Source organism: Streptomyces sp. NPDC104367 (assembly GCF_055583825.1).
This window is the reverse complement of sequence record NZ_JBVJND010000010.1, coordinates 239,633-265,199: the sequence shown is the minus strand read 5'-3', so window position 1 is coordinate 265,199 and position 25,567 is coordinate 239,633. Positions and strand designations below refer to the sequence as shown.

Here is a 25,567-nt window from a genome sequence, read left to right as displayed (position 1 = left end):
CCGGGATCCGCGATGCCCTCCCATCTCCACTTCGACGAGGACGACTACCTCCGGTGCCGGTTCGCCGTGTCGCCGCTGTGGGAGACCCAGGAGGCGGTGCGCACGCTGCGGCGGCCGGACCGGCACGGCTACCACGCACCCTGGCTGCGCCGGATCAGGACGGTGGCCGCCGGTCTCGACCTGACCCCGCTGTGGCTGCTGATGCCCCGGCGCGGTCACAGCCCGGACTGGCTGGTGCCGCCGCCGTCCGGCCCGGCGGCCTCCGCCGAGGAGGAGCTGGCGGTGCTGCGGGCGGTGGACCCGCGGGTGGCGCGGGCCGACACCGCGCGCTCGCTCGCCGACACCCCGGGCGCACTGGAGTCGGCCACGGCACGGGCCTGGCTGGCCGATCCGCCGCGCATGGTGCGGGAGCTGACGGCCGCGCTCGCCGAGGCCTGGCGGGTCCTGGTGGCCCCGGACTGGCCGCGGCTGCGCGCCCTGCTGGAGGCGGACATCGCCTTCCACTCCCGGCGGCTCGCGGAGGTGGGCCTGGGCGGACTGCTGCCGGAGATCCACACGCGCTGCGGCTGGCGGAGCGGGACGCTGACCGTGCAGTCGCCCGGTGTGTACGAGCGGCGCCTCGGCGGGCAGGGGCTGGTGCTGATGCCGAGCGTGTTCGCCTGGCCGGACGTGATCAGCACCTTCGACCCGCCCGCGCGGCCCACCCTGGTCTACCCGGCCCGGGGCATCGGCGGCCTGTGGACCGACCCGGCCGAGGACACGCCGGACGCGCTGGTACGGCTCCTGGGCCGGGGCCGGGCCACCGTCCTCACCGCCCTGTCCGAACCGGCGACCACCAGCGCGCTGGCCCACCGCCTCCGCCTGGCCCCCTCCTCCGTCTCCGCGCACCTGACGCTGCTGCGCGACGCGGGCCTGCTGACCTCCCGCCGCTACGGCCACCAGGTGCTGTACGAACGGACTCCGCTGGGCATCGCCCTGGCCTCGAACATCACACCCCGGTGAGCCGGAACGCCCGCCGGGGGGCGGGGATCCGCGCGGCCGGCCACGACGGTGCCGCGGCCGGGCGGCGGCGCGGCACGGCGTCTTGCGCGGAGCGCTCAGCCGCGGCCCGTGCGGCGCAGGTGGTGGCGGACCGCGCGCTGGGCGATCGGGCCCAGTTCGTCCAGGGCGGTGGCCAGGGCGCCGAGCTGTTCCAGGGCGTCCAGGGCCGCGTGGGCGCCGATCTCGTCGACGCCCTCGTACAGCTCTATGCCGACGAAGGACGCGACGACGGCGCGGGCGAGTCCGGCGGGGTCGGTGAACTCGCCGAAGGGGGTGGCCGCGAGGACCCGGACCAGGACCCGTTCGATCTCGGCGATCCACAGGTCGAGGCCGTCCGCCGTGGCGGGGCCGAGCAGTTCGTGGGTCTGGGCGCCGGCCAGCAGCTGGCCGAGGAGGGCGACATGGCCGCCCGCGCGCTCCTCCTCGTGCACCTGCCGTCCCACCGCGAGGAGTTCGGAGAGCGAGCCGACCTCGGCCAGGCGGGGACGGAAGCGGGCGACGGCCTGTTCGGCGCCGTACCGGCAGGCCGCGGCGAGCAGTTCGTCCACGGATCCGAAGTGGTAGAAGACGAGCGCCTGGTTGACACCGGCCGCCGCCGCCACCGTCCGGGCCGACGTCCCGGCGATCCCCTGCTCGGTGAGCGTCCGCAGCGCGCCCTCCAGCAGCTTGGTCTTCGTCTCCGCCGACCTGGCCGTCTCCGGGCTCACGCGCGCGACTCCTCACGCACCGGGCGCAGCCCGGGCCGCACCCCGCGGTCGCGGATGTCGCCGTACGACACCCGGAAGGAGCCCTGGTAGCCGAAGAGCGGCCCGAAGTACCGGTTGACGACCCGCACCCGGATCCGGAACCGGCCGGCCCGGTCGTCGTAGGACTCGCGCACCTCGGCCTGCGCGCCGACGAGCCCGGGGACGCGGACGTCCACCGGCCCCTCCCTGAAGCGGTGTTCGCCGGAGCGGATCAGCAGCGAGCCATCGGGCTCGACCCGCAGGTGCAGCTCGCTGGCGAGGTGCTGGTGGGTGCCGAGATAGTCGAGGATGCGGTCGCCCTTGGGACTGAGCACCATCTGGGCGTCGAAGCGGCGGGCACGGCCCGGCAGGTCGAAGGTGCGCACGAAGCTCACCGTCTCACGGCCGAAGGTGTCCGTGTACGGCACATTCTCGATCTTGAAGGGGATGTTCCGGCCCTGGTCCGGCACCAGGATGTTGCGGGTGGCGCCGAGGGCCAGGAAAGGCCTCACGAAGGCCCCGCCGTGCCAGATCCGTTCCATCACGCCCCGGCCGGTGCAGGCCTCCCCGCTCGCCGTGCCGACCGAGAACCGCCGCTGGAGCCGCGGGTGCAGACGCGCGAAGTCGGCGCCCAGCACGGCCCGGAACATCGACGTCACGACTGTTCCTCCAGCGTGCGCAGGACCCCGGGCGCGGTCACCCGGGCGGGCGCGGTGCGCAGACAGCGGCGGGCGGCGGGGGTGGTGGCGAGGGGCGACTTGAAGAGCACGAGGAAGAGGGTGACGACGAGGAGCAGCGGCAGCGGGAACGCGACGGCGGGCGAGAGCGTGCCGAGGACCGGGCCCCGGCTCAGGCCGGTCACGCAGACGCCGGCCAGCAGCGCCCGGGCCGCCAGCTCGGCCAGCCAGTTGCGCCGGGCCCGCTCGGGGGTGATCCCGTGTTCCAGCCACAGCCGCAGCCGGTCGAAGGACCAGGCGGTGGCCCAGCCCATCAGGGGGCGCAGGAGCAGCCGGTCGGCGAGCGCGCCGAGGACGCCCCAGCGGGGGCGGTAGTCGTAGCCGGTGAGGAAGCGGACGCCGTCGGCCACCGGGACGTAGCGCCAGTAGCCGCTGCCCTCGGCGAGCAGCGAGAGCGGGTGCGGGGCGGCGAAGCGCAGGGCCGAGGTGCGGGTGCCGTCGGGGCGTTCCTTCTCGCCGGCCAGGACGCCGGTGCCGGCGACGGTGAGGAAGGGCAGCAGCCGGGTGGCGTAACGGAACCGCTGCGGCTCGCCCGTCGCGCGCGGAAGGTGGTGGATCTCGGTGAACCGCAGGTCCCAGCGCTGGTGCCGGGCCGGGTCCTGGGTACGCGCCCAGATCTCGTCGAGGTCGGCGCGGATGTGCGCCTCTATGTAGAGCCCCATCTGGTCTCCTACCCCCGTCACCTGGTTCTTCGAGCGGCTGCGGAGCGGCAGTCGAGCGCCTTTTGAGCGACTGCTCAAATCCTGTGGAGGCGAAGCTACCTGTTTTTGAGCAACCGCTCAATCGGCGGGCGGAAAAAACCCCGGCCCTGGGACAGGACCGGGGTCGCGCGCGGGAACGGCTAGCCGGCGAGGTGCCGTTCGACGGTCTCCACCTTGCTGGTGAGTCCGTCGGTGACACCGGGCCGGATGTCCGCCTTGAGGACCAGGGAGACCCGCGGGGCGCGCTCCTCGACGGCGGCGACGGCGCGCCGGACGACGTCCATGACCTGGTCCCAGTCGCCTTCGATCGAGGTGAACATGGCGTCGGTGCGGTTGGGCAGCCCGGACTCGCGGACCACCCGGACGGCGTCGGCGACGTACTCCCCCACGTCCTCGCCCACGCCCAGCGGCGTCACGGAGAAGGCGACGATCATGCGTTCACGACCCCTTCCTTGCGGGCCCGGGCGGCGATGACCGCGGCCTCGGCCTCGCGGCGCAGCCGGCGCTCGGCGAAGAAGCCGCCGGTCGGCAGGACGGAGAGCACGAAGTAGAGGAGGCCGGTCCCCAGCGGCCACTTGGCGCGGTTCCAGGCGTCGGCCCAGAAGATCACGTAGAGGATGAACAGGACACCGTGGACCGCGCCCATCACGGGCACCGCGTTGAAGTCCGTGGTCCGCTTGAGCACCGAGCAGACGAGGAGGATCAGGAAGGACACGGCCTCCGGGGCTGAGACCAGACGGAGGCGGCGGATGGCGGTGGCGGTCTTGATGTCCACGGGTCACCTTCGGTGGGAGTGACGTCCACTCTTTGTGAACGCGAGCACAAACGTTCAACCATTGTGGCAAAGAGGCGTCGCGGGCACGGCGCGGGGGTGGGAGGCCGGCCCCCTCGTCGAAGGGGTTGGGGTTATGCAGGCCGTCTTCTTCATGACGCCGCCGGGGCCGGTGGTGGTGCTCACCGCGATGGCCTTCGTGGACCAGTTGCTGCTGCGGGCCGGGCGGGCCGGGGTGCTGGCCTGGCGGAACGCGGGACGGCAGGGGCAGATCTCCGCGACCGGCTTCGAACAGCTGCACGCGGCCCTCTCCCCCGGCAGGCAGAACGAGCTCAAGGAACGGCAGAGCGCGCTGGTCCTGCGCGACGACGAGGAGGACGGCGCACCCCCGGGATCCACCGTCGGCCTGACGGCCGGCACGGCGGTGATACGCCTCCGGGCGGACGGCACGCCGAACCCCCGAGACCGCGGGGGTGACGTGCCGGCGGACCGGCGGACCGGCGGGCCTGCGGATCGACTGCGCGGCTGCTCGGCGGGCCGGCGAGTCGGCCCCTAGGGGTCGGTTCCGGGGAAGGTCCGTCCGGGGGAGCTTTTGCCGGTGTCCGGCTGCGGCTACCTTCGCTGCGTGGCGATGTTCCGACTGCAGGGAAGCAAGGTGCTCGCCGTCGAGATGACCGGGGACGCCGTGAAGGCGAAGAACGGCTCGATGGTCGCGTACGACGGACAGATGGCGTTCAAGAAGCTGAGCGGCGGCGGTGAGGGGCTGCGCGGGATGGTGACCCGGCGGCTCACCGGCGAGCAGATGACCGTGATGGAGGTGAAGGGGCACGGGACGTGCTGGTTCGCGGACCGGGCGTCCGAGATCAACCTGGTCGGCCTGCGGGGCGACAAGCTGTACGTCGAGTCGAGCAACCTGCTCGCGACCGACGCCGGGCTGCGCACCGGCACGACCTTCACCGGGCTGCGCGGCGCCTCCCAGGGCAACGGCCTGTTCACCACCACGGTCGAGGGCCACGGCCAGGCCGCGATCATGTCCGACGGCCCCGCGGTGGTGCTGCGGGTGAGCCGCCAGTACCCGCTGACCGTCGACCCGGGGGCGTACATCGCCCACCAGGGCGACCTGCGCCAGTCCTTCCAGGCGGGTGTGACGTTCCGCACGTTGTTCGGGGAGGGCGGCGGCGAGGCCTTCCAGATCCGGTTCGAGGGGGACGGCCTGGTGTACGTACAGCCGAGCGAGCGGAACACGATCGCGGGGGATCTGTGAGATGACCCTGCGCGAGGTGAACTCCAAGATGGTCGAGGCGACCGTCGTACCCGGGCAGCGGCTGTACAGCCAGCGCGGGGCGATGCTCGCCTACAAGGGCGAGGTGTCCTTCACACCCAACATCCAGGGCGGTCAAGGCGGGCTGATGTCGATGCTCGGCCGCCGGGTCGCCGGGGAGGCGACCCCCCTCATGACCGTGGAGGGCAGCGGCACGGTCTTCTTCGGGCACGGCGGCCACCACGTCCAGGTCATCAACCTCTCCGGCGACACGCTGTACGTCGAGGCGGACCGGCTGCTCGCCTTCGACGGCACCCTCCAGCAGGGCACGATGTTCATGGGCTCGCAGGGCGGGGTCATGGGCATGGTGCGCGGCCAGGTCACCGGCCAGGGGCTGTTCACGACCACCCTCAAGGGCCACGGCGCGGTCGCGGTGATGGCCCACGGCGGGGTCTTCGAGATCCCCGTCACCCCGCAGCGCCCGGTCCATGTCGACCCGCAGGCCTACGTCGCCCACCACGGCGACGTACGGAACAGGCTGTCGTCCGCGCTGGGCTGGCGGGACATGGTGGGGCGCGGCTCCGGCGAGGCGTTCCAGCTGGAGCTCAGCGGCCACGGCACGGTGTACGTCCAGGCGTCGGAGGAGAAGCTGTGAGCGCGTACGGAGCGGCCGGCCCGGTCGTCCACGACCCGATGACCCTCCCCGTCGACGACAACGTGAACAAGTACACCTTCTGCGTGGAGCTCAAGGGGAGCCAGTGGTTCCTGCAGAAGGGGAAGATGATCGCCTACTACGGGGCGATCGACTTCAACGGTGTCGGACACGGCCGGCTGGACCGTCTGGTGCGCACTTCCTTCCATTCGCCTCTGCACGCGAGCGACTGGGTGGTGGCGGAGGGCTCGGGCAAGATGCTCCTCGCCGACCGGGCCTTCGACGTGAACTCGTACGACCTGGACGACGGCAACCTGACCATTCGCTCCGGCAACCTGCTCGCTTTTCAGCCAAGTCTCGCGCTGAAGCAGTCGATCGTTCCCGGTTTTCTGACCCTTATCGGAACCGGAAAGTTTGTGGCGGCGTCCAACGGTCCGGTGGTGTTCATGGAACCCCCGATCCGGGTGGACCCGCAGGCACTGGTGGGATGGGCCGACTGCCCCTCCCCGTGCCACCACTACGACCACGGCTACCTGACGGGCGTGATGGGCGGTCTACGTGCGATGACGGGGCTCGGAGGGGCCTCCGGGGAGGAGCACCAGTTCGAGTTCGTGGGGGCCGGCACGGTCCTGCTCCAGTCCACCGAGACACTCATGGCCGAGCAGGCCACGGGAGCGGTCCCGCACGAGCCCGGAGTGCCTGGTGGAGGCACTCCCTCCACAGCCTCCTCACAGCAATCGGGCGCACCGCGCCTTCCCGGACAGCTGGGCGACCTCCAGCGTCGCTTCGGGCTGTGAGCGGTAGTCTGCGGAGTGTGACATCGAACGCGTGCGCACAGTCACACCACCGTCACTAGTTCGCCTTTCAACATTTTAGGTAGACTTCATTCATGGAGACCGAGACGGCCACGCGCTGGCTGACCGATGCGGAGCAGTGCGCCTGGCGCACCCACCTGGAGGTCAACAGGCTGTTGACGTACCAGCTCGAAAAGGATCTGCAGCCGTTCGGCCTGACGATGAACGACTACGAGATCCTGGTGAACCTGTCCGAGTCGGAGGACTACCGGATGCGGATGAGCGACCTCGCCGCCGCGACGCTCCAGTCCAAGAGCCGGCTCTCCCACCAGATCACCCGGATGGAGAACGCGAACCTCGTCCGCCGCGAGAACTGCGAGTCGGACCGCCGCGGACTGTACGCCGTCCTCACCGAGCACGGCATGGAGACCATGAAGAAGGTGGCGCCACATCATGTCGCCTCCGTGCGACGGCACTTCATCGACCTGCTGTCGCCGGAGACCCTCACCGAACTCGACAAGGGCCTGAAGCCCATCGCGGAACACCTGCGGGGACAGCGCGGGCGCCCGTGACGACGAACGGCACCTGAGCAACGGCGGACGAGGCTCCAGACCCCGTCCGCCGTTCGGCTGAGAACCGGCGGCCGGGCCCGCGGACCGGCCACGGGTCGGGCCTCCGTCGGGCCTCCGTCAGAGCTCCGACGGGCTCTTCGTCACGAGTCCGTCAGGCTTGCCACCAGTTCGTCGGCCGCTCGGTAGGGGTCGAGTTCGCCGGCCACGATGCGCTGGGCGAGGGCGTCGAGGTGGCGGTCTCCGTGGAGGTCGCCGATGCGTTCGCGCAGGGCGGTGACCGCGATCGTCTCGACCTCGCGGGCGGCGCGGGACAGGCGGCGTTCGGCCAGGACGCCCCGTTCCTCCATCCAGGCGCGGTGCTTCTCCAGGGCCTCGACCAGTTCGTCGATGCCCTCGGCGCGGGACGCGACCGTCCTGACGATCGGCGGGCGCCAGTCGCCGGGGCCGCGGGACTCGCCGAGGCCGAGCATGTGGTTCAGTTCGCGGGCGGTGGCGTCGGCGCCGTCCCGGTCGGCCTTGTTGACGACGTAGACGTCGCCGATCTCCAGGATTCCGGCCTTGGCGGCCTGGATGCCGTCACCCATGCCGGGGGCGAGGAGGACGACGGAGGTGTCGGCCTGGGAGGCGATCTCGACCTCGGACTGGCCGACGCCGACCGTCTCCACCAGGATCACGTCGCAGCCCGCCGCGTCCAGCACCCGGATGGCCTGCGGGGCGGACCAGGCGAGGCCGCCGAGGTGCCCGCGGGTGGCCATCGAGCGGATGTAGACGCCGGGGTCGGAGGCGTGGTCGGACATGCGGACGCGGTCGCCCAGCAGGGCGCCGCCGGAGAACGGGGAGGACGGGTCGACGGCCAGGACACCGACCCGCTTCCCCTGTTTGCGGTAGGCACTGACGAGCGCGGAGGTCGAGGTCGACTTGCCGACCCCCGGAGACCCCGTCAGGCCCACCACGTACGCGTTGCCGGTGAGCGGAGCGAGTGCCGCCATGACCTCCCTGAGCTGCGGGGACGCCCCCTCCACCAGGGAGATCAGCCGGGCCACCGCACGCGGTCGGCCCTCCCTGGCCCGGGCCACCAGCGAGGAGACGTCCTGCATCACAGCTCCGTTCGCTCAAAGAAACGTACTCAGGCCTTCGGTACCCGCACGATCAGTGCGTCACCCTGGCCGCCGCCACCGCACAGGGCGGCCGCGCCGACCCCACCGCCACGCCGCTTGAGCTCCAGGGCGAGGTGCAGGACGAGCCGGGCGCCGGACATGCCGATGGGGTGGCCGAGGGCGATGGCGCCGCCGTTGACGTTCACCTTTTCCGTGGACACCCCGAGGTCCTTCATTGACTGGACGGCGACCGCGGCGAAGGCCTCGTTGATCTCGATGAGGTCGAGGTCGGAGACGTCCAGACCGTCCTTCTTCAGGGCGTGCCGGATGGCGTTGGACGGCTGGGACTGGAGCGAGGTGTCCGGGCCGGCCACGTTGCCGTGCGCGCCGATCTCGGCCAGCCAGGTGAGGCCGAGCTCCTCGGCCTTGGCCTTGCTCATCACGACCACGGCCGCCGCGCCGTCGGAGATCTGCGAGGAGGTGCCGGCGGTGATGGTGCCGTCGCGGGTGAACGCGGGCCGCAGCCTGCCGAGCGACTCGGCCGTGGTGTCGCCGCGGATGCCCTCGTCCTTGCTGAACACGACGGCCTCGCCCTTGCGCTGCGGGATCTCGACCGGGGTGATCTCGGCCTCGAAGACGCCGTTCTTCTGGGCGGCGGCGGCCCGCTGGTGGGACAGCGCGGCGATCTCGTCCTGCTCGGGGCGCAGGATGCCCAGGCGGGTGTTGTGCTTCTCGGTCGACTCGCCCATCGGGATGTTCTCCCAGGCGTCGGTCAGGCCGTCGTGGGCCATCGCGTCGAGCATCTCGACGGCGCCGTACTTGAAGCCCTCACGGGACTTGGGGAGCAGGTGAGGGGCGTTGGTCATGGACTCCTGGCCGCCCGCGACGACGATGTCGAACTCGCCCGCGCGGATCAGCTGGTCGGCCAGGGCGATGGCGTCGAGGCCGGACAGGCACACCTTGTTGACGGTGAGCGCCGGGACGTTCATCGGGATGCCGGCCTTGACGGCGGCCTGGCGGGCCGGGATCTGGCCGGCGCCGGCCTGGAGCACCTGGCCCATGATCACGTACTGCACCTGGTCGCCGCCGATGCCCGCGCGGTCGAGGGCGGCCTTGATCGCGAAGCCGCCGAGGTCGGCTCCGGAGAAGGACTTCAGCGAGCCCAGCAGTCGTCCCATGGGCGTCCGCGCGCCCGCGACGATCACCGAGGTGGTTCCAGAAGTTCCAGAGGTCATGAGCTGCGAATCCCCTTACCGGCTGCACTGCCGAGGAGTGAACGAGTGGGGGGGTCTGGGGGATCCCCCCAGATGAGGGTGTACTTCGAATGTACTGAGTGGCACTCCGTGCCGTCATCGGGCCGTCAGTGTGATCGCTGGCACGTTGCGTAACCATCGTCATGGCGCTGCACTGAATCCATGCTGACGCGAATCGACCACATCGGGATCGCCTGCCACGACCTCGACGCGACCGTCGAGTTCTACCGGGCCACGTACGGCTTCGAGGTGTTCCACACCGAGGTCAACGAGGAGCAGGGCGTGCGCGAGGCCATGCTCAAGATCAACGAGACGTCCGACGGAGGCGCCTCCTACCTGCAGCTTCTGGAACCGACCCGGGAGGACTCGGCGGTCGGCAAGTGGCTCGCGAAGAACGGCGAGGGCGTCCACCACATCGCCTTCGGTACGGCGGATGTGGACGGCGACGCAGCCGGTATCCGCTCCAAGGGCGTACGCGTTCTGTACGACGAGCCACGGACCGGCTCCATGGGGTCGCGGATCACCTTCCTGCACCCAAAGGATTGCCACGGCGTACTGACAGAACTGGTCACTTCGGCGGCTGTTGAGTCACCTGAGCACTGACCCTCGTACATATGGGCCGGTAGGGTTGGGGCCGGCCGTCCCTTCGCAGGTTCGCAGGGCCGGGGCGGCCGCATGCCGGGGTCCGGGTTTCGGGGGACGAGCGTCGGGGCGGCAGCCCGTGCTCCGCCGTTGATCTGACACCATTCCCCGGGGGCCCCGTTCGGCGGATGGACGGAGCTCGTTCGGAGAAGGTTGCGACCAGGGGACGGATGGGACCGCGCAGTGCGGGGCTACGAGAGCCAGGAGCGAGAGCCGGCGGCTGACGTCGACCACCTCTCTCGGTTCGAGGCCGAGATGAAACGGCTGAAGACCGAGCGGGAAAAGGCGATCCAGCATGCCGAGGACCTCGGCTACCAGGTCGAGGTGCTGCGCGCCAAGCTGCATGAGGCGCGGCGCACCATCATGTCCCGGCCCGCGTTCGACGGCGGTGACATCGGCTACCAGGCCGAACAGATGCTGCGGAACGCGCAGATGCAGGCCGACCAGATCCGCCAGGAGGCGGAGCGGGTCGCAGCGGAGGCGCGGGCGCAGACCCAGCGGATCCTCCAGGAGCACGCCGAGCAGGCCGCGCGGCTCCAGTCGGAGCTGCACCAGGAGGCGGTGACCCGCCGCCAGCAGCTCGACCAGGAGCTGGCCGAGCGTCGGCAGACCGTCGAGTCGCACGTCAACGAGAACGTGGCGTGGGCCGAGCAGTTGCGGGCGCGCACCGAGTCGCAGGCCCGGCGGCTGCTCGACGAGTCGCGGGCCGAGGCCGACCAGGCCATGGCCGCCGCCCGCACGGAGGCCGAGCGGCTGACCGGCGAGGCCCGGCAGCGGCTGACCGGTGACGTGGAGGCGGCGCGCGGCGAGGCCGAGCAGATCCTGCTGCGGGCCCGCCGGGACGCCGAGCGGCTGCTGAACGCCGCGTCGACGCAGGCCCAGGAGGCCACCGACCACGCGGAGCAGCTGCGCAGCTCCACCGCGACGGAGTCGGACACGGCCCGCCGTCAGGCCGGCGAGCTGAGCCGGGCCGCCGAGTCGCGGATGGCGGAGGCCGAGGAGGCGCTGCGCAAGGCGCAGTCCGAGGCGGAGAAGCTGGTCACCGAGGCCGAGGCGACCGCCGCCAAGGCCCTGGCGAGCGCCGAGGCCACCAACGAGCAGCGCACCCGTACGGCCAAGGAGCAGGTCGCCCGGCTGGTCACCGAGGCCACCAAGGACGCCGAGGTCACCAAGGCGGACGCCGAGCAGGTCGTCAAGGACGCCGAGGCCGAGGCCGAGAAGATCATCGCGGAGGCCTCCGAGAAGGCTCGCACGCTCACCGCGGAGGAGAGCGCCTCCCAGCTGTCCAAGGCCGCCAAGACCGCCGAGGACGTCCTGAACCGGGCGGCCGAGGAGGCCAGGCAGACCACCAGGGCCGCGGCCGAGGAGGCCGAGCGGATCCGCACCGAGGCGGAGACCGAGGCGGACCGGCTGCGGGCCGAGGCGCACGACATCGCCGAGGGGCTCAAGGGCGCGGCGAAGGACGACACCAAGGAGTACCGGGCCAAGACGGTCGAGCTGCAGGAGGAGGCGCGCCGACTGCGCGGCGAGGCCGAGCAGCTGCGCGCCGACGCGGTCGCCGAGGGCGAGTCGATCCGCGCCGAGGCCCGGCGCGAGGCCGTGCAGCAGATCGAGGAGGCGGCCAGGTCCGCCGAGGAACTGCTGGCCAAGGCCAAGGCCGACGCGGACGAGCTGCGGCAGACGGCCGCCACGGACAGCGAGAAGGTCCGCACCGAGGCCATCGAGCGGGCGACCGCGCTGCGCCGGCAGGCCGAGGAGACCCTGGAGCGCACCCGGCAGGAGGCCGACCGGCTCCGTGCCGAGGCCCAGGAGCAGGCCGAGGGGCTCCAGGCGGACGCCGAGCGGGCCGCGGCCGAGCTGCGCGAGGAGACCGAGCGGGGCGTCGAGGCCCGGCGCGCGGAGGCCGCCGACGAGCTGACCCGGCTGCACACCGAGGCCGAGGACCGGCTGACGGGTGCCGAGCGGTCGCTGTCCGAGGCGCGCGAGGAGGCCGGCCGGATCCGCCGGGAGGCCGCCGAGGAGACCGACCGGCTGCGGGCCGAGGCCGCCGAGCGTATCCGTACGCTCCAGCAGCAGGCCGAGACCGAGGCCGAGCGGCTGCGCAACGAGGCCGCCGCGGACGCGTCCGCCTCCCGCGCGGAGGGCGAGACCATCGCCGTACGGCTGCGGTCCGAGGCCGCGGCCGAGGCGGAGCGGCTCAAGCAGGAGGCCCAGGACACCGCCGACCGGGTGCGGGCCGAGGCGCAGGCGGCCGCCGAGCGGCTGTCCACCGAGGCGTCCGAGACGCTGGCCGCCGCCCAGGAGGAGGCCGCCCGTCGGCGCCGCGAGGCCGAGGACCTGCTCGGTTCCGCCCGTCAGGAGGCCGACCAGGAGCGGGAGCGGGCCCGCGAGCAGAGCGAGGACCTGCTCGCCTCCGCCCGCAACCGGGTCGAGGAGGCGCAGGCCGAGGCGGTACGGCTGGTCGAGGAGGCGGAGCGGCGGGCCACCGAGATGGTGTCGGCCGCCGAGCAGCACGCCCAGCAGGTGCGGGACTCGGTCTCCGGGCTGCACGAGCAGGCGCAGGATGAGATCTCCGGGCTGCGTTCGGCCGCCGAGCACGCGGCGGACCGTACCCGCCGGGAGGCGGAGGAGGAGTCGGACCGGGTCCGCTCCGACGCCTACGCCGAGCGGGAGCGGGCCAGCGAGGACGCGACCCGGATCCGGCGTGAGTCCGGCGAGGCGTCCGAGGCGGCGAAGGCGCTCGCCGAGCGGACGGTCGCGGACGCCATGGCCGAGTCCGAGCGGGTGCGTACCGAGGCGTCGGCGCACGCCCAGCGGGTGCGCACCGAGGCCTCGGACACGATCGCCCAGGCCGAGCAGGACGCGGGCCGTTCCCGGGCCGAGGCCCGGGAGGACGCCAACCGCATCCGTTCGGACGCGGCGACGCAGGCCGACACCCTGATCACGGAGGCCCGCAACGAGGCGGAGCTCCTCCAGAACGAGACCATCACCGAGGCGGACCGCGTCCGCGCCGACGCCATCGCCAAGGCGGAGAAGCTGATCTCGGACGCCACCGGGGACGCGGAGCGGCTGCGTGCCGAGGCCGCGGAGACGGTCGGTTCGGCGCAGCTGCACGCCGACCGGACCCGGGCGGACAGCGAGCGGCTCAAGGCGGACGCGGAGGCGGCGGTCGAGCGGCTGCTCAACTCCGCGCGCACGGAGGCCGAGCGGACCCTCGACGAAGCCCGCAGGGACGCCAACAAGCGGCGCCAGGACGTGGCCGAGCAGGTCGACACGCTCATCAACGAGACGACCGCCGAGGCCGACAAGCTGCTCACCGAGGCGCAGCAGCAGGCCCACAAGACCACCGCGGACGCCGAGTCGCAGGCCGACACCATGGTGGGCGCGGCCCGCAAGGAGGCCGACCGGCTGGTCGCCGAGTCCACGGTCGAGGGCAACTCGCTGGTGGAGAAGGCCCGTACGGACGCGGACGAGCTGCTCGTCGGCGCCCGCCGGGACGCCACGGCCATAAGGGAGCGGGCCGAGGAGCTGCACGACCGCATCACGGGGGAGATCGAGGAACTCCACGAGCGGGCCCGCCGCGAGGCCGCCGAGACCATGAAGTCCACCGGCGACCGCTGCGACGCGCTCATCAAGGCCGCCGAGGAGCAGCTCGCCAAGGCCCAGGCCAGGGCGAAGGACCTGGTCTCGGAGGCCAACTCCGAGGCGGGCAAGGTCCGGATCGCCGCCGTCAAGAAGGCGGAGGGGCTGCTCAAGGAGGCCGAGCAGAAGAAGGCCACGCTGGTGCGGGAGGCCGAGGAGCTCAAGGCCGAGGCGATCCGCGAGGCCCGCCGCACGGTCGAGGAGGGCCGGCGCGAGCTGGAGATCCTGGAGCGCCGGCGGGAGAACATCAACGGCGAGATCTCCCGTGTCCAGGACGTCCTGGAGGCGTTGGAATCCTTCGAGGCCCCGTCGGGCGGCAAGGACGGCGGCGTCAGGGCGGGCAGTTCGGTGGGGGCTCCCCGGTCGGGTGGCAAGTCGTCGGAGGGCTAGCGGCCGAGGCCGGTTCTGGCATCTTCTGAGGCTTTTATGTGAATCTTTGACAGAGCCTTTGGCAAGCGATCTCACAGCCAGCCACCCAAAAGGGGTGTCATTCTCCAGATCAAACACGTATCCGCTCGATGACACACCGCTTCGGCCCCTAGGATTCCACCTATCACCTCACCGGTCTCACTCGACAGGAAACCCATGAGCGACACTTCCCCCTACGGCTTCGAGCTTGTGCGGCGTGGGTACGACCGCGCTCAGGTGGACGAACGGATCTCCAAGCTCGTCTCCGACCGTGACAGCGCTCTCGCCCGCATCACCGCTCTGGAAAAGCGCATCGAGGAACTGCACCTCGAGACGCAGAACGCCGCGGCCGCCGTCACCGACGCCGAGCCGTCGTACGCCGGTCTCGGCGCCCGCGTCGAGAAGATCCTCCGCCTCGCCGAGGAGGAGGCGAAGGACCTGCGCGAGGAGGCTCGCCGGGCCGCCGAGCAGCACCGCGAGCTCGCCGAGTCGGCGGCCCAGCAGGTGCGCAACGACGCAGAATCGTTCGCTGCGGAGCGCAAGTCCAAGGCCGAGGACGAGGGCGTCCGGATCGTCGAGAAGGCCAAGAGCGACGCGTCGCAGCTGCGCGCCGAGGCCCAGAAGGACGCGCAGTCCAAGCGCGAGGAGGCGGACGCGCTCTTCGAGGAGACCCGCGCGAAGGCCGCGCAGGCCGCCGCCGACTTCGAGACGAACCTGGCGAAGCGCCGCGAGCAGTCCGAGCGCGACCTGGCCTCGCGTCAGCAGAAGGCCGAGAAGCGTCTGGCGGAGATCGAGCACCGCGCGGAGCAGCTGCGGCTGGAGGCCGAGAAGCTGCGCACCGACGCGGAGCGCCGTGCGCGTCAGACCGTCGAGACGGCTCAGCGCCAGGCCGAGGACATCGTGGCCGACGCGAACGCCAAGGCCGACCGGATCCGTTCGGAATCCGAGCGTGAGCTGGCCGCGCTGACCAACCGTCGCGACTCGATCAACGCCCAGCTGACGAACGTCCGCGAGATGCTGGCGACGCTGACGGGTGCGGCGGTCGCCGCCGCGAGCGCCCCGGCCGAGGACGAGCCGATCTCCCGTGGGGTTCCGGCCCAGCAGTCCCGGTGAGCAGGACCGGTAATAAGCGGTAAGCAGTAGCGACGACGGAGGCCCGTATCCCCTCGGGGGTGCGGGCCTCCGTCGTCGGCCGCGGGTCCGGTGGGGGCCGGGGGGGGGGGGGGGGGGGCGGGGGGGGGGGGGGGGGGGGGGGGGGGGGGGGGGCCGGCGGGCCCCCCCCCCCGGGGGGGGGGGGGGGGCACCCCCGCGACCTGGCCACGACGGCGCCGCTGCCGCCCACCGTGGCCGCCCCCGTCGGCCTCGTCAGGTGGCAGGCCCCGGGAGCCGGTCATAGCGTGGCCGCATGATCGAGCTGGAGGGCCTGACCAAGCGCTACGGCGACAGGACGGCGGTCGACGACCTCACCTTCACCGTCAGACCCGGCATCGTGACCGGGTTCCTCGGGCCCAACGGCGCCGGGAAGTCCACCACCATGCGCATGATCCTCGGGCTCGACCACCCCACGGCCGGCCGGGTACGGATCGACGGCAGTCGCTACGAGCAGCTCCGGGACCCGCTGACGTACATCGGGGCGCTGCTCGACGCGAAGGCCGTGCACGGCGGACGGAGCGCCTTCAACCACCTGCTCTGCCTCGCGCAGAGCAACGGGATCCCGAAGGGGCGCGTGGCCGAGGTGCTGGACACCGTCGGGCTCACGGCCGTGGCGCGGAAGAAGGCGAAGGGGTTCTCGCTCGGGATGGGCCAGCGGCTGGGAATCGCCGGGGCGCTGCTCGGGGACCCGCGCATCCTGATGTTCGACGAGCCGGTGAACGGACTCGATCCCGAGGGCATCCACTGGATCCGGAACCTGATGAAGTCGCTGGCCGCGCAGGGCCGGACCGTCTTCGTGTCGAGCCACCTCATGAGCGAGATGGCGCTGACCGCCGAGCACCTGGTCGTCATCGGGCAGGGACGGCTGCTCGCCGACACCTCCATGGCCGAGTTCATCCGGACGAACTCGCGGTCGTACGTCCGGATCCGCTCGCCCCAGCGGGAGCGGCTGCTCGACGTGCTGCACGCGGCCGGGATCACCGTGGTGGAGACGGGGACCGGGGCGCTGGAGGTGGAGGGCCAGAAGGCCGAGCCGATCGGAGAGCTGGCCGCGCAGAACGGGATCGTGCTGCACGAGCTGAGCCCCCAGCAGGCCTCGCTGGAGGAGGCGTTCATGCAACTGACCGCGGAGTCCGTGGAGTACCACGCGCACACCGACCCGCCCCCGGCGCCGCAGGCCTGGGGCTCCGACTGGGACAAGGGGGCCTGACATGGCGGTCGTCGCCCAGGTCGTGCGGTCCGAGTGGACCAAGATCCGCTCCGTCGCCTCCACGCTGTGGACGCTGTCCCTGTCCGTGGTGGTCACGGTGGCCCTCGGCATGCTGCTCTCGGCGCTGGCGAACAGCCAGTTCGGCAACATGCCGGCGCGGGAGCGGCTCTCCTTCGACGCGACGAACATCAGCTTCGCCGGGATGACCCTCGGTCAGCTCGCGATGATCGTGTTCGGGGTGCTCGTCGTCTCCAACGAGTACAGCACCGGAATGATCCGCACCTCGCTGGCCGCCGTGCCGCGGCGGGCCACCTTCCTGTTCAGCAAGATCGCGGTGGCGGCGGGGCTCGCGCTGGCGGTCGGCATGGTGACCGGCTTCGCCTCCTTCTTCCTCGGGCAGGCGATGCTCGGTTCGCACCGGGCCCACCTCGGCGACGCCGGGGTGCTGCGGGCGGTCGTCGGCGGCGGGCTCTACATGACGCTCATCGCGGTGTTCTCCATGGGCGTGGCCGCGATGCTGCGCTCACCGATGCTGTCGCTGGGCATCCTGATGCCGTTCTTCTTCCTGGTCTCCAACATCCTCGGCAACGTCGACGCCACCAAGAAGATCGGCCGGTTCCTGCCGGACCAGGCGGGCGGCCACATCATGCAGGTGGTGCCGAGAGCGGGCGACGACGTCCCCTACGGGCCCTGGGGCGGGCTCGGGATCATGGGGCTGTGGACGGTCGCGGCCCTCGCCGGCGGGTACGTCCTCCTGCGCCGGCGCGACGCCCAGTGAGCCTCCGGCTTTGCCAGCTCTTGGTGGGAACCGTCAGCGCCCGGATATCCTCCTAACCCTTACGGGGGCGTCTGCCCTGCTGTCCTGATCCTTTCGATGGGTGCGGAGCATGATCGAGGCTGTCGGCCTGACCAAGCGCTACGGCGACAAGACCGCCGTGTACAACCTTTCCTTCCAGGTGCGTCCCGGAGCCGTCACCGGCTTCCTCGGGCCCAACGGCTCGGGCAAGTCGACGACCATGCGGATGATCCTGGGCCTGGACAACCCGACCGCGGGTTCGGTGACGATCGGCGGCTACCCGTTCCGCAAACTGCCCAACGCGGCCCGTCAGGTCGGCGCGCTCATCGACGCCAAGGCGGTGCACGGCGGCCGGTCCGCCCGCAACCACCTGCTCTGCCTGGCCCAGCTGTCCGGCATCCCGGCCCGCCGGGTGGACGAGGTGCTCGGGGTGGTGGGCCTCCAGGACGTGGCCGGCAAGCGCTCCAAGGGCTTCTCGCTCGGCATGGGCCAGCGCCTCGGCATCGCCGCGGCCCTGCTCGGCGACCCCCAGGTGCTGCTCTTCGACGAACCGGTCAACGGCCTGGACCCCGAGGGCATCCTCTGGGTCCGCAACCTGATGAAGTCGCTCGCCGCCGAGGGCCGTACGGTCTTCGTCTCCTCGCACCTGATGAGCGAGATGGCGCTGACCGCCGACCACCTCATCGTCATCGGGCGGGGCCAGCTGCTCTCCGACATGAGCGTGACCGACTTCATCTCGGCCAACTCCGCCGACTTCGCCCGGGTGCGCACCCCGGACACCGAGCCGCAGCTGCGCGAGAAGCTCACCTCCGCGCTGACCGAGGCCGGCGGCCATGTGCTGCCCGAGCAGGACGGCGCGCTGCGGGTGACGGGCCTGCCGCTGCCCCGCATCAGCGACCTCGCGCACGAGGCGGACGTACGGCTGTGGGAGCTCTCCCCGCACCAGGCCTCGCTGGAGGAGGCGTACATGCGGATGACGCAGGGCGCCGTCGACTACCGGTCCAGCGCCGACCAGAAGGCCGGGCTCCAGCAGCCGCTGCCGCCCGGCGCGCCGCCGCAGATGCCGGTGCCCGGGCAGGGCCAGCCGGGCTGGTACGCCCCGCCGCCGCCCCAGCACGGCGGCCAGCCGTTCAGCGGGGCGTACGGCGCGCCAGGCGCACCGGGGGCGCCCGTCGGGGCGTACGGCGCGTCAGGGGCGCCCGCGGGGGCGTACGGCGCCCCACAGGGGCCCTACGGCCCTCCGCAGGCCGCGCCGAACCCCTACGCGCAGCCCGGCCCCGCGGCGGCGCCCGCGCCCGCGCCCGCCGCCGAACCGTCGCGGCCGGCCGCCGCACCGAGCGCCCCGGCTCCCGCCGCCGCCCCCGCCGACCCGACCAAGCCCGAGGACGCCCGATGAGCACCCATCAGCCCCCGATGCCGCAGGCGGCCCCGGCCGCGCCCGACCGGCAGGCGTCGCCCGGCGGTCCGTACCCCGGCTACACCTCGCCGATCCCGGTGGTGCGCACGCACCTCGGGCAGGCGATCTCCTCCGAGTGGACGAAGATCCGGTCGGTGCGGTCGACGATGTGGACGCTCGGGGTGTTCGTCCTCCTCGTCGCCGGCATCGGTCTGCTCGCCGGCGCGATCGTCGGCGACTCGTCCTCGGACATGTCCGGCGAGAACCCGCTGTCGCTGGGCTTCTTCGGCCTGCTGCTCGGCAGCATGTGCGTGATCACGCTGGGCGTGCTGACCACGGCCTCGGAGTACGGCACCGGCATGATCCGCACGACGATGGTGGCCTGCCCCTCGCGGGTGCGGGTGCTCGCGGCGAAGGCGATCGTCTTCTTCGCGGTCGCCTTCGTGATCACCCTCGCGACCAGCTCGTTCGTCGCCATGACCCAGGTCTCGATGCTGGAGGGGTCGGGCGCGCGGACGCCGACGGGCGAGGACTGGCTGAAGGGGACCGTGGGCGTCAGCCTCTACATCGCCCTGCTCGGCCTGCTCTCGCTGATCATCGGCTCGATCATCCGGCACTCCGCGGGCGCCATCACGGTCATGATCGGCGCGGTGCTCGCCCCGCTGGTGATCGCCCTGTTCATGTTCTCCTCGTCGCTGGAGAAGCTGCGCACGGCCCTGTTCGAGTACTCGATCCCGAACCAGATGAGCATCTTCTACTCCAACTCGCTCAGCCAGGAAGGCCCTTCGGGCTGGGACCCGCTGTGGATCATCCTGGGCGTGACGGCCGTCGCGTTCGCGGGCGCCTGCGCGCTGCTGGAGAAGCGGGACGTCTGAGGACGCCCCCGGAAGCCCTCGGAGGCCCCCTAGAACTTCGGCGAGTTACGGGACCGCTGCACCCGCGTGGTGCGGCGGTCCTTCGCGTTCCAGCAGGCCTTGTGCCAGTGCCGGCGCTCGTCCACGCCGGAGTGCTCGGGCCAGGCCACCACGTGCGGGACACCGGAGGCGATCACCTGGTCGCAGCCCGGGCAGCGGTACGTCTTGCCGACCGCGCTGGCGCCGGCCACATGCCGTACGCTCCACTCCTCGCCCTGCCAGCTCTCCGTCGACTGCCAGCCGCCGTAACGGTCCGCGCGGTCGTCCTCGGCGCTCCGGCCGGACGAGGCCGCTGCGTTCGGGCCCTTGGGTCGGTTGCGACGCGGGGACACGGGACACCTCTCGGGGCTATACAGGAAGCACGGGCTGTGTCCAGCCTACGACGCGCGCACGGGGGTACGCGTAGGGGACCAACCCCCGCAAGTCCCCCTCCAGGGCGACCCATTCTCCAGACAATCCGCAAATCTCTCCGCCAGGCCGTGTCCTCGGCACGTGTCAGACGGTTATGCCCGTTGGGGGAGCTCCGAGCCGGAGCCAGGAAAGCAGGAAACGCAATGCACGTAGGAAGTTTTGTGCTGGCCGCCCAGTTCCCGGGCCAGGGCCAGGGGGAGGCCCTGCACCGGGCGGTGCGCACGGCGGAGGTCTCCGAAGAGGCCGGTCTGGACGCGGTCTGGCTGGCCGAGCACCACTTCGTGCCGTACGGCACCTGTCCGTCGGCGGTCACCCTGGCGGCCCTGCTGCTGGGCCGCACCAGCAGGCTGCGGGTCGGTACGGCGGTGAGCGTGCTGCCCACCGTCCACCCGGTCGCGCTCGGCGAACAGGCCGCGCTGCTGCACGTGGTGAGCGGCGGCCGCTTCACGCTGGGCGTGGGGCGGGGCGGGCCCTGGGTGGATCTGGAGGTGTTCGGATCGGGCCTGGAGGCATACGAACACGGCTTCCCGGAATCACTCGATCTGCTGGTCCGCTGGCTGCGCGAACCGCGCGTGTCGGCCGACGGCCCGCGCTACTCGTTCCGCGAGGTCGACGTCGTACCGCGGCCGTCGGAGGCGCTGTCGGAGGCGCCCGGGCCGGAGGTCGTGGTGGCCTGCACCTCGCCGGCGAGCGTGCGGCTGGCCGCCGAGCGGGGGCTGCCGATGCTGCTCGGCATGCACGTCGGCGACGAGGAGAAGGCCGAGATGGTCGCCCTGTGGCGGCAGTACGCGCTGGCCGCCGGACGGCCGGGCGACGAGGTCGCCGGGGCGGCCCATGTCTCGGCCGGCGTCTGCCAGATCGCGGACAGCCGCACCGACGCCGCGGAGACGCTGACGAAGGCGATGCCGGGCTGGCTGCGGCAGGGCCTGGAGGCCCATGTGACCGTGGACGGCCGGTTCCGCTCCATGCGCGACCCGCTCGCGTACACCGAACTGCTCTGCGGACTGCACCCGGTGGGCACCCCGCGGCTGTGCGCGGACCGGCTCGCCGCGACCTCGGAGCGGACCGGCATCTCCCGGTTCGCCCTGCTGACCGAGGGCTCCGGAGACCTCGCGGCCACGGAGGAGAACGTACGACGGCTGGGTGCCGAGGTACTGCCGCACCTCCGGTGACCGCGGCGCCGCGGGGAGCTTGCCGCCCCAGTGACTGATGCACCTCCCGCGTGTGGAGCGGCAAGCAAACGGCTCACTGCGTCAGCAGCGGCGGACGGCCGTGTCAGCAGTCCCGCAGTTCCGGGGACTGGTTCAGCAGCTGGTTGCGTATCGAGGTGAAGCGGGCCAGCGTCTCGTCGACCGAGGCGTCCAGCGGGAACACCGCAACCCGGTGGCAGTTCTGGAAGGCCAGCCGCACACCGAAGTGCCGCTGCAGGGCGCCGCGTATGGCGTCACTCGCGAGCGCACGCAACAGCTGACCGCGCGCCTGCTCGTCCGGCGGGGGCGTCTGGTTGTCGGCGAAGTCTCCGCCGTCCACCTTCAGCTGGGCCACCAGGGAGCTGATCATCTCCCACGCGTAGGGCAGGGAGGTCCGGACGCAGTCGACGAATTCCGCTTCGTCGACCTCGCCTCGCTCGGCCTGTTCGAGTAGGGCCGGTGAGACGTCGAGCGACATGGGTTCTCCTCTCGCACCCCCGAACAACAGGGGTTGCCGGACAGATAAGGGAGTTCGCGATACCGAACACGCTGAGTACACACATCGCGACCTCCCGTTCACTACGGTAGGCAACGGACGGTGACCCCACCAGGAGATTGCGTATATGCGACGGTCCTTTTAGGCACACAATCGGCCAGTGTCGAACAGCGGTGCCCAGGCGACCCGTCAGAACCGGTCGCGGGGGCGGAACGGCCGCGGGGTGGTCGGAAAAGGGCGGCCCGCAGTGGGCGAATCGCGTGGAGGGCGGGGCGTCGAGTAGCGTTGCCGACCATGCGTCTCGTCATCGCCCGGTGCTCCGTCGACTACGCCGGCCGGCTCACCGCCCACCTTCCCTCGGCCCCCCGTCTGATCCTGGTCAAGGCGGACGGCAGCGTCTCCATCCACGCGGACGACCGGGCCTACAAGCCCCTCAACTGGATGTCGCCGCCCTGCACGCTCAAGGAGGGGGCGGGCGAGGAGGAGGGCGTCTGGACCGTCGTCAACAAGGCGGGCGAGAAGCTCATCATCACGATGGAGGAGGTCCTCCACGACTCCTCGCACGAGCTGGGCGTCGACCCGGGCCTGATCAAGGACGGCGTGGAAGCGCACCTCCAGGAGCTGCTGGCCGACCGCATCGAGACCCTCGGCGAGGGCTACACGCTGATCCGGCGCGAGTACATGACCGCGATCGGCCCCGTGGACATCCTGTGCCGGGACGCCGAGGGCCGGACCGTCGCGATCGAGATCAAGCGGCGCGGTGAGATCGACGGGGTGGAGCAGCTCACGCGCTACCTGGAGCTGCTGAACCGCGATCCCCATCTCGCGCCCGTCCGCGGCATCTTCGCGGCCCAGGAGATCAAGCCCCAGGCCAAGGTCCTCGCGACCGACCGCGGCATCGGCTGCACGATCCTCGACTACAACGCCCTCAGAGGCATCGAGGACGACAAACTCCGCCTCTTCTGACAACCCCGCCCCCCGCCTGCGCCACCCGCCCTGCACCGCCGGCTGCGCCGCCCCGTCGCCTGCCCGACAGCGAGGCGGCGCAGCCTGCGGGGCAGGGCAGACGGAGATGCGGGGGTGGGTCAGATCACCGTGGCGGCCGAGGGGGCGGTGCTGCCGGTCTCCGAGGCGCTCGACGTCGTGACGCTCGGCGAGGCGGGGCCGCTGGCCGAGTTGGTCGTGGTGGGGGTGTCGGTCGGCTCCGTCGGCTCCGAGGACGACTCCGAAGGCGTCGGGTCCGCCGACGACGACGGCGACGACGACGGCTTCGAGGTCGGGCTGGACGACGACCTGGACGGGGTCGGCCTGGGAGTGGTCGTCGTCTTCCCGCTCCCCGACGAGGTCTTCGTTCCCGTAGGGGTGTCCGACGGGGTCGGGTCGTCCGTGGGCGGGGTCGGGTCGTCCGACGTGCCCAGTGTGCCGTCGGGGCCGGGATCCTTCGGGGTGCTCGTGGCCGTGCCGGTGTCCCCGGCGCCGGAGGACTCCTCGGGATCGGCGCCCGCGCCGCCGTCCCCCGTGTCCTCGCTCGCCGACGGGTTGACGCTGACGTTGTTGGACGGGTTGTCGGCGTTGTCGTGGGACGTCATGCCGAGGGTGACCACGGTGCCGAGGACCGCCGTGAGGAGGACGCCCGCGCCGACCGCGACCAGGTTGCGGCGGGCCATGCGGACCAGGCCGCCGCCGCTCTCCTGGGCCGGCGTGTGCTGCTCCGGGACGCGCTGGGTGACCAGGGTGTCCGAGACCGACGAGTGGACGGCCGGGAAGGGCGTCGTGGCGCCTCCGGCCTGGGATATGGACTCCTCGTGGCGCGCGTCGGGGACCTCGTCGCCGGTCATCGCGGCGAGCCCGGGCAGCACCTCGCCCGAGCGGTCGGCGACCAGGGCCAGCGCGCGGCGGCCGGCCGTCGTACCCCGCTTGTCGGCGAGCGCGCCCCGCAGGCCGATCGAGGCCTCCAGTTCCGCACGGGCCCGGTCCAGCTGGCCGCCGCAGAGCGCGAGGACGCCCAACTCGTGGTGGAAGTAGGCCTGTTCCCCCACCTCGCCGGCGAGCCGGGACGCCTCCGCGCCCGCTCGCAGCGCGCGTTCCCAGGCGCTCCAGTGCAGCCCGGCGGCGAACGCGGGCGCCGCCGTACGGGCCAGCCCCACCGACTTGCTCTCCCCGTCCTCGTCCTCGGCGGGCGGCACGGTGGCGGGGACGAGGACCGCGAGGGCGGCGAGGACGGCGTCGGCCTCGGCGCAGACCCGCTCGGGGGTCACGGAGGGGTGGCCGGCCCACCAGGTGTAGTGCCGGGCGGCGGTGAGGGCCTGCTCGGCGGCGTCGTCGGCGTACCCGGCGGCCTCCAGTTGTTGCAGGACGCCCGCGGCGAGCCGGTAGCGGGAGCCGACCGGGGAGACCAGTCCGCAGCCCGCGAGTTCGCCGAGGGCCGCGTCCGCGTGGGTGTCGCCGACGAGCGCGGGCAGGTGGGCCTGGTGCGGCACCTCGCCGCTGAGGGCGACCGCGAAGCGCAGGGTGGCGCGGGCGGAGGCGCTGAGGCGGGCGGCGAGCAGTGGGGCGGGGGCCGCGGCCTCGCCGAGGGACGGGAGCGGGCTCTGGTCGGTGTCCTCGGCGTCGAAGGGCGCGTCGGCCGGCAGCTCGGACTCGAAGACACCGAACTCGTCGACCGCACCGGCGCTGGCCCGCGCCTGGTCGCGCTGGTGGAGCAGGGCGCCGGCCTGCACGAACCGCAGCGGCAGGCCCTCGGACTCGAACCAGAGGTCACCGGCCCAGTTGGCCTCCTCCTCGGTGAGCACCCGGCCGACCGCGCGCTCCAGGATGTCCACTCCCCCGGCGCGTTCCAGGCCGCTGAGGAAGACCTCCTCCACGGCGGACTCGGCGGAGGGCGCCGGCACGTCCGGGGTGGCGCCGATCAGGAACGCGCACTCGGGGGTGGCGTCGATCAGCTCGTCGAGCCCGGCGCCGCCGAACTCGATGTCGTCGAGGACGACGACCGCGCCGATGTCACCGATCAGCTCGATGAGTTCGGCGTGATCGGGACGGTGCCCGGGCGCCTTGTAGACGGCGGCGAAGAGGTCGTGGAGGAGGTCGGCGGGTGTGCGGTGGAAGCCGTTGAGGCGGACCACGCCGTCGGGGGCGAGGTCGGAGCAGTCGTCGGCGACCAGGTCGAGCAGCGCGGTGCGGCCGGAGCCGGCGGGGCCGGTGAGGCGGACGGAGCGGCCGCGGGCGAGGAGCCGTACGAGACGCTCGCGCTCGTCCTGGCGCTCCAGGAGCGGCAGCTCGGGCCGGGCGGGGCCGGGTGGCACGGGAGGCCGGCCGGCGCGCTCGTGCTCGGCGCGCTCCTCCACCGTGCGCCTCTGTGGCGCGGCGGGCCGCTCGGTGGGCGGGCAGGCCTCCATCTCGCTGCCGTCGACGGGGTTGACGGTCAGCAGGAAGTCGCCGGTGACCAGCCGCACCGTGCGGGCCGCAGCCGGCGTGCTCTGCCCGAAGTCGTTGGTGAGGGATTCCCTGGGCGGGCGCTGGCGCGACGTGCCGCCGTCGCCGTCGTGGCCGTACTCCTCGGGTCCCGGGTTGATCGGGTCCATGGGTTCCTAGCCCCCCAAAAGCGTCGTGTGCCGTGGATTCCGGCCCCTCCCGGCCTGTTGCACACCGCGCTGTCGCCTCTGGTCCGGGCCCGCGCTCGAAGGGTGACAAGGGCGGCGGGCGACC

Annotated in this window: 24 protein-coding genes and 1 pseudogene; 15 read left to right on the top strand and 10 right to left on the bottom strand. The window is 72.3% G+C overall.

All coding sequences use genetic code 11. The features are described from left to right. Positions 1-12: 12 nt before the first annotated feature. The gene (locus tag ACZ619_RS17930) at positions 13-1,002 is read left to right on the top strand and encodes an ArsR/SmtB family transcription factor (protein ID WP_469599631.1); all 990 of its coding nucleotides are present in this window, start codon (positions 13-15) and stop codon (positions 1,000-1,002) included. Positions 1,003-1,097: 95 nt separating this feature from the next. Here ACZ619_RS17930 and ACZ619_RS17925 read toward each other — a convergent pair whose 3' ends face one another. The 5 genes from ACZ619_RS17925 to ACZ619_RS17905 form a co-directional block, all read right to left on the bottom strand. Beyond that, on the bottom strand, positions 1,098-1,748 hold the full coding sequence (locus ACZ619_RS17925) for a TetR/AcrR family transcriptional regulator (RefSeq protein ID WP_469599629.1): 651 nt from the start codon (positions 1,746-1,748) through the stop codon (positions 1,098-1,100). After that, positions 1,745-2,425: a DUF4166 domain-containing protein gene (locus tag ACZ619_RS17920; protein ID WP_469599627.1), complete on the bottom strand. Its 681-nt coding sequence runs from the start codon at positions 2,423-2,425 to the stop codon at positions 1,745-1,747. The genes ACZ619_RS17925 and ACZ619_RS17920 overlap by 4 nt, the downstream gene beginning before the upstream one ends. Continuing rightward, positions 2,422-3,165: a hypothetical protein gene (locus ACZ619_RS17915; protein ID WP_469599625.1), complete on the bottom strand. Its 744-nt coding sequence runs from the start codon at positions 3,163-3,165 to the stop codon at positions 2,422-2,424. The genes ACZ619_RS17920 and ACZ619_RS17915 overlap by 4 nt, the downstream gene beginning before the upstream one ends. A 179-nt stretch (positions 3,166-3,344) precedes the next feature. Further along, complete coding sequence (locus ACZ619_RS17910) at positions 3,345-3,638, bottom strand: MTH1187 family thiamine-binding protein (RefSeq protein WP_469599623.1); 294 nt, start codon at positions 3,636-3,638, stop codon at positions 3,345-3,347. Beyond that, entirely contained in the window at positions 3,635-3,979 is a 345-nt protein-coding gene (locus ACZ619_RS17905) for a DUF3817 domain-containing protein (protein ID WP_469599621.1), read from the bottom strand. Before ACZ619_RS17905 ends, ACZ619_RS17910 begins: the two co-directional genes overlap by 4 nt. A gap of 133 nt (positions 3,980-4,112) precedes the next feature. On the opposite strand from ACZ619_RS17905, the pseudogene ACZ619_RS17900 reads away from it, so the two are divergent. From ACZ619_RS17900 to ACZ619_RS17880, 5 genes and pseudogenes are all read left to right on the top strand, one after another. Next, positions 4,113-4,424 (top strand): annotated as a pseudogene (locus ACZ619_RS17900) (DUF6191 domain-containing protein); the annotation flags it as partial. A 183-nt stretch (positions 4,425-4,607) separates the two neighbouring features. Then, positions 4,608-5,240, top strand: coding sequence for an AIM24 family protein (locus ACZ619_RS17895; protein WP_469599709.1), 633 nt, complete (start codon positions 4,608-4,610; stop codon positions 5,238-5,240). A 1-nt stretch (position 5,241) separates the two neighbouring features. Beyond that, on the top strand, positions 5,242-5,892 hold the full coding sequence (locus tag ACZ619_RS17890) for an AIM24 family protein (RefSeq protein WP_469599619.1): 651 nt from the start codon (positions 5,242-5,244) through the stop codon (positions 5,890-5,892). Next, a complete protein-coding gene (locus tag ACZ619_RS17885) occupies positions 5,889-6,686 on the top strand; it encodes an AIM24 family protein (protein WP_469599617.1) in 798 nt (265 codons plus the stop codon). The genes ACZ619_RS17890 and ACZ619_RS17885 overlap by 4 nt, the downstream gene beginning before the upstream one ends. A gap of 92 nt (positions 6,687-6,778) precedes the next feature. Further along, the gene (locus ACZ619_RS17880) at positions 6,779-7,255 is read left to right on the top strand and encodes a MarR family winged helix-turn-helix transcriptional regulator (protein ID WP_469599615.1); all 477 of its coding nucleotides are present in this window, start codon (positions 6,779-6,781) and stop codon (positions 7,253-7,255) included. Between the two features lie 140 nt (positions 7,256-7,395). On the opposite strand, the gene meaB is transcribed toward ACZ619_RS17880, so the two are convergent. After that, positions 7,396-8,352 (bottom strand): methylmalonyl Co-A mutase-associated GTPase MeaB, encoded by a 957-nt coding sequence (meaB, locus tag ACZ619_RS17875; RefSeq protein WP_469599613.1) that lies wholly within the window; start codon positions 8,350-8,352, stop codon positions 7,396-7,398. A 29-nt stretch (positions 8,353-8,381) separates the two neighbouring features. Beyond that, positions 8,382-9,587 carry an acetyl-CoA C-acetyltransferase gene (locus ACZ619_RS17870; RefSeq protein ID WP_469599611.1) on the bottom strand — a complete coding sequence of 402 codons (1,206 nt, stop codon included), beginning with the start codon at positions 9,585-9,587 and terminating at the stop codon, positions 8,382-8,384. Positions 9,588-9,767: 180 nt separating this feature from the next. Here ACZ619_RS17870 and mce point away from each other — a divergent pair, with 180 nt between their 5' ends. From mce to ACZ619_RS17835, 7 genes are all read left to right on the top strand, one after another. Continuing rightward, a complete protein-coding gene (gene mce, locus ACZ619_RS17865; protein WP_469599610.1) occupies positions 9,768-10,208 on the top strand; it encodes a methylmalonyl-CoA epimerase in 441 nt (146 codons plus the stop codon). A gap of 222 nt (positions 10,209-10,430) precedes the next feature. Continuing rightward, positions 10,431-14,279 carry a polarized growth protein Scy gene (gene scy / locus ACZ619_RS17860; protein WP_469599608.1) on the top strand — a complete coding sequence of 1,283 codons (3,849 nt, stop codon included), beginning with the start codon at positions 10,431-10,433 and terminating at the stop codon, positions 14,277-14,279. A 195-nt stretch (positions 14,280-14,474) separates the two neighbouring features. Next, positions 14,475-15,410: a cellulose-binding protein gene (locus tag ACZ619_RS17855; RefSeq protein WP_469599606.1), complete on the top strand. Its 936-nt coding sequence runs from the start codon at positions 14,475-14,477 to the stop codon at positions 15,408-15,410. Between the two features lie 292 nt (positions 15,411-15,702). Beyond that, positions 15,703-16,659 (top strand): ATP-binding cassette domain-containing protein, encoded by a 957-nt coding sequence (locus ACZ619_RS17850; RefSeq protein WP_469599604.1) that lies wholly within the window; start codon positions 15,703-15,705, stop codon positions 16,657-16,659. Between the two features lies 1 nt (position 16,660). Continuing rightward, positions 16,661-17,437 (top strand): ABC transporter permease, encoded by a 777-nt coding sequence (locus ACZ619_RS17845; RefSeq protein WP_469599602.1) that lies wholly within the window; start codon positions 16,661-16,663, stop codon positions 17,435-17,437. A gap of 109 nt (positions 17,438-17,546) precedes the next feature. After that, complete coding sequence (locus ACZ619_RS17840) at positions 17,547-18,851, top strand: ABC transporter ATP-binding protein (RefSeq protein ID WP_469599601.1); 1,305 nt, start codon at positions 17,547-17,549, stop codon at positions 18,849-18,851. Further along, complete coding sequence (locus tag ACZ619_RS17835) at positions 18,848-19,726, top strand: ABC transporter permease (RefSeq protein WP_469599599.1); 879 nt, start codon at positions 18,848-18,850, stop codon at positions 19,724-19,726. The genes ACZ619_RS17840 and ACZ619_RS17835 overlap by 4 nt, the downstream gene beginning before the upstream one ends. 29 nt (positions 19,727-19,755) lie before the next feature. Here ACZ619_RS17835 and ACZ619_RS17830 read toward each other — a convergent pair whose 3' ends face one another. Next, on the bottom strand, positions 19,756-20,097 hold the full coding sequence (locus ACZ619_RS17830) for an ATP/GTP-binding protein (protein WP_469599597.1): 342 nt from the start codon (positions 20,095-20,097) through the stop codon (positions 19,756-19,758). Between the two features lie 222 nt (positions 20,098-20,319). On the opposite strand from ACZ619_RS17830, the gene ACZ619_RS17825 reads away from it, so the two are divergent. After that, a complete protein-coding gene (locus ACZ619_RS17825) occupies positions 20,320-21,348 on the top strand; it encodes an LLM class flavin-dependent oxidoreductase (RefSeq protein WP_469599595.1) in 1,029 nt (342 codons plus the stop codon). 103 nt (positions 21,349-21,451) lie between these two features. Here the strand turns inward: ACZ619_RS17825 and ACZ619_RS17820 are convergent, their stop codons facing one another. Then, on the bottom strand, positions 21,452-21,844 hold the full coding sequence (locus tag ACZ619_RS17820; RefSeq protein WP_469599594.1) for an SCO5389 family protein: 393 nt from the start codon (positions 21,842-21,844) through the stop codon (positions 21,452-21,454). A gap of 312 nt (positions 21,845-22,156) precedes the next feature. Between ACZ619_RS17820 and nucS the strand changes: the two genes are divergently transcribed. Continuing rightward, positions 22,157-22,828, top strand: coding sequence for an endonuclease NucS (gene nucS, locus ACZ619_RS17815; RefSeq protein ID WP_469599592.1), 672 nt, complete (start codon positions 22,157-22,159; stop codon positions 22,826-22,828). A 119-nt stretch (positions 22,829-22,947) separates the two neighbouring features. Here the strand turns inward: nucS and ACZ619_RS17810 are convergent, their stop codons facing one another. Beyond that, a complete protein-coding gene (locus ACZ619_RS17810) occupies positions 22,948-25,443 on the bottom strand; it encodes a P-loop NTPase family protein (RefSeq protein WP_469599590.1) in 2,496 nt (831 codons plus the stop codon). Positions 25,444-25,567 lie beyond the last annotated feature (124 nt).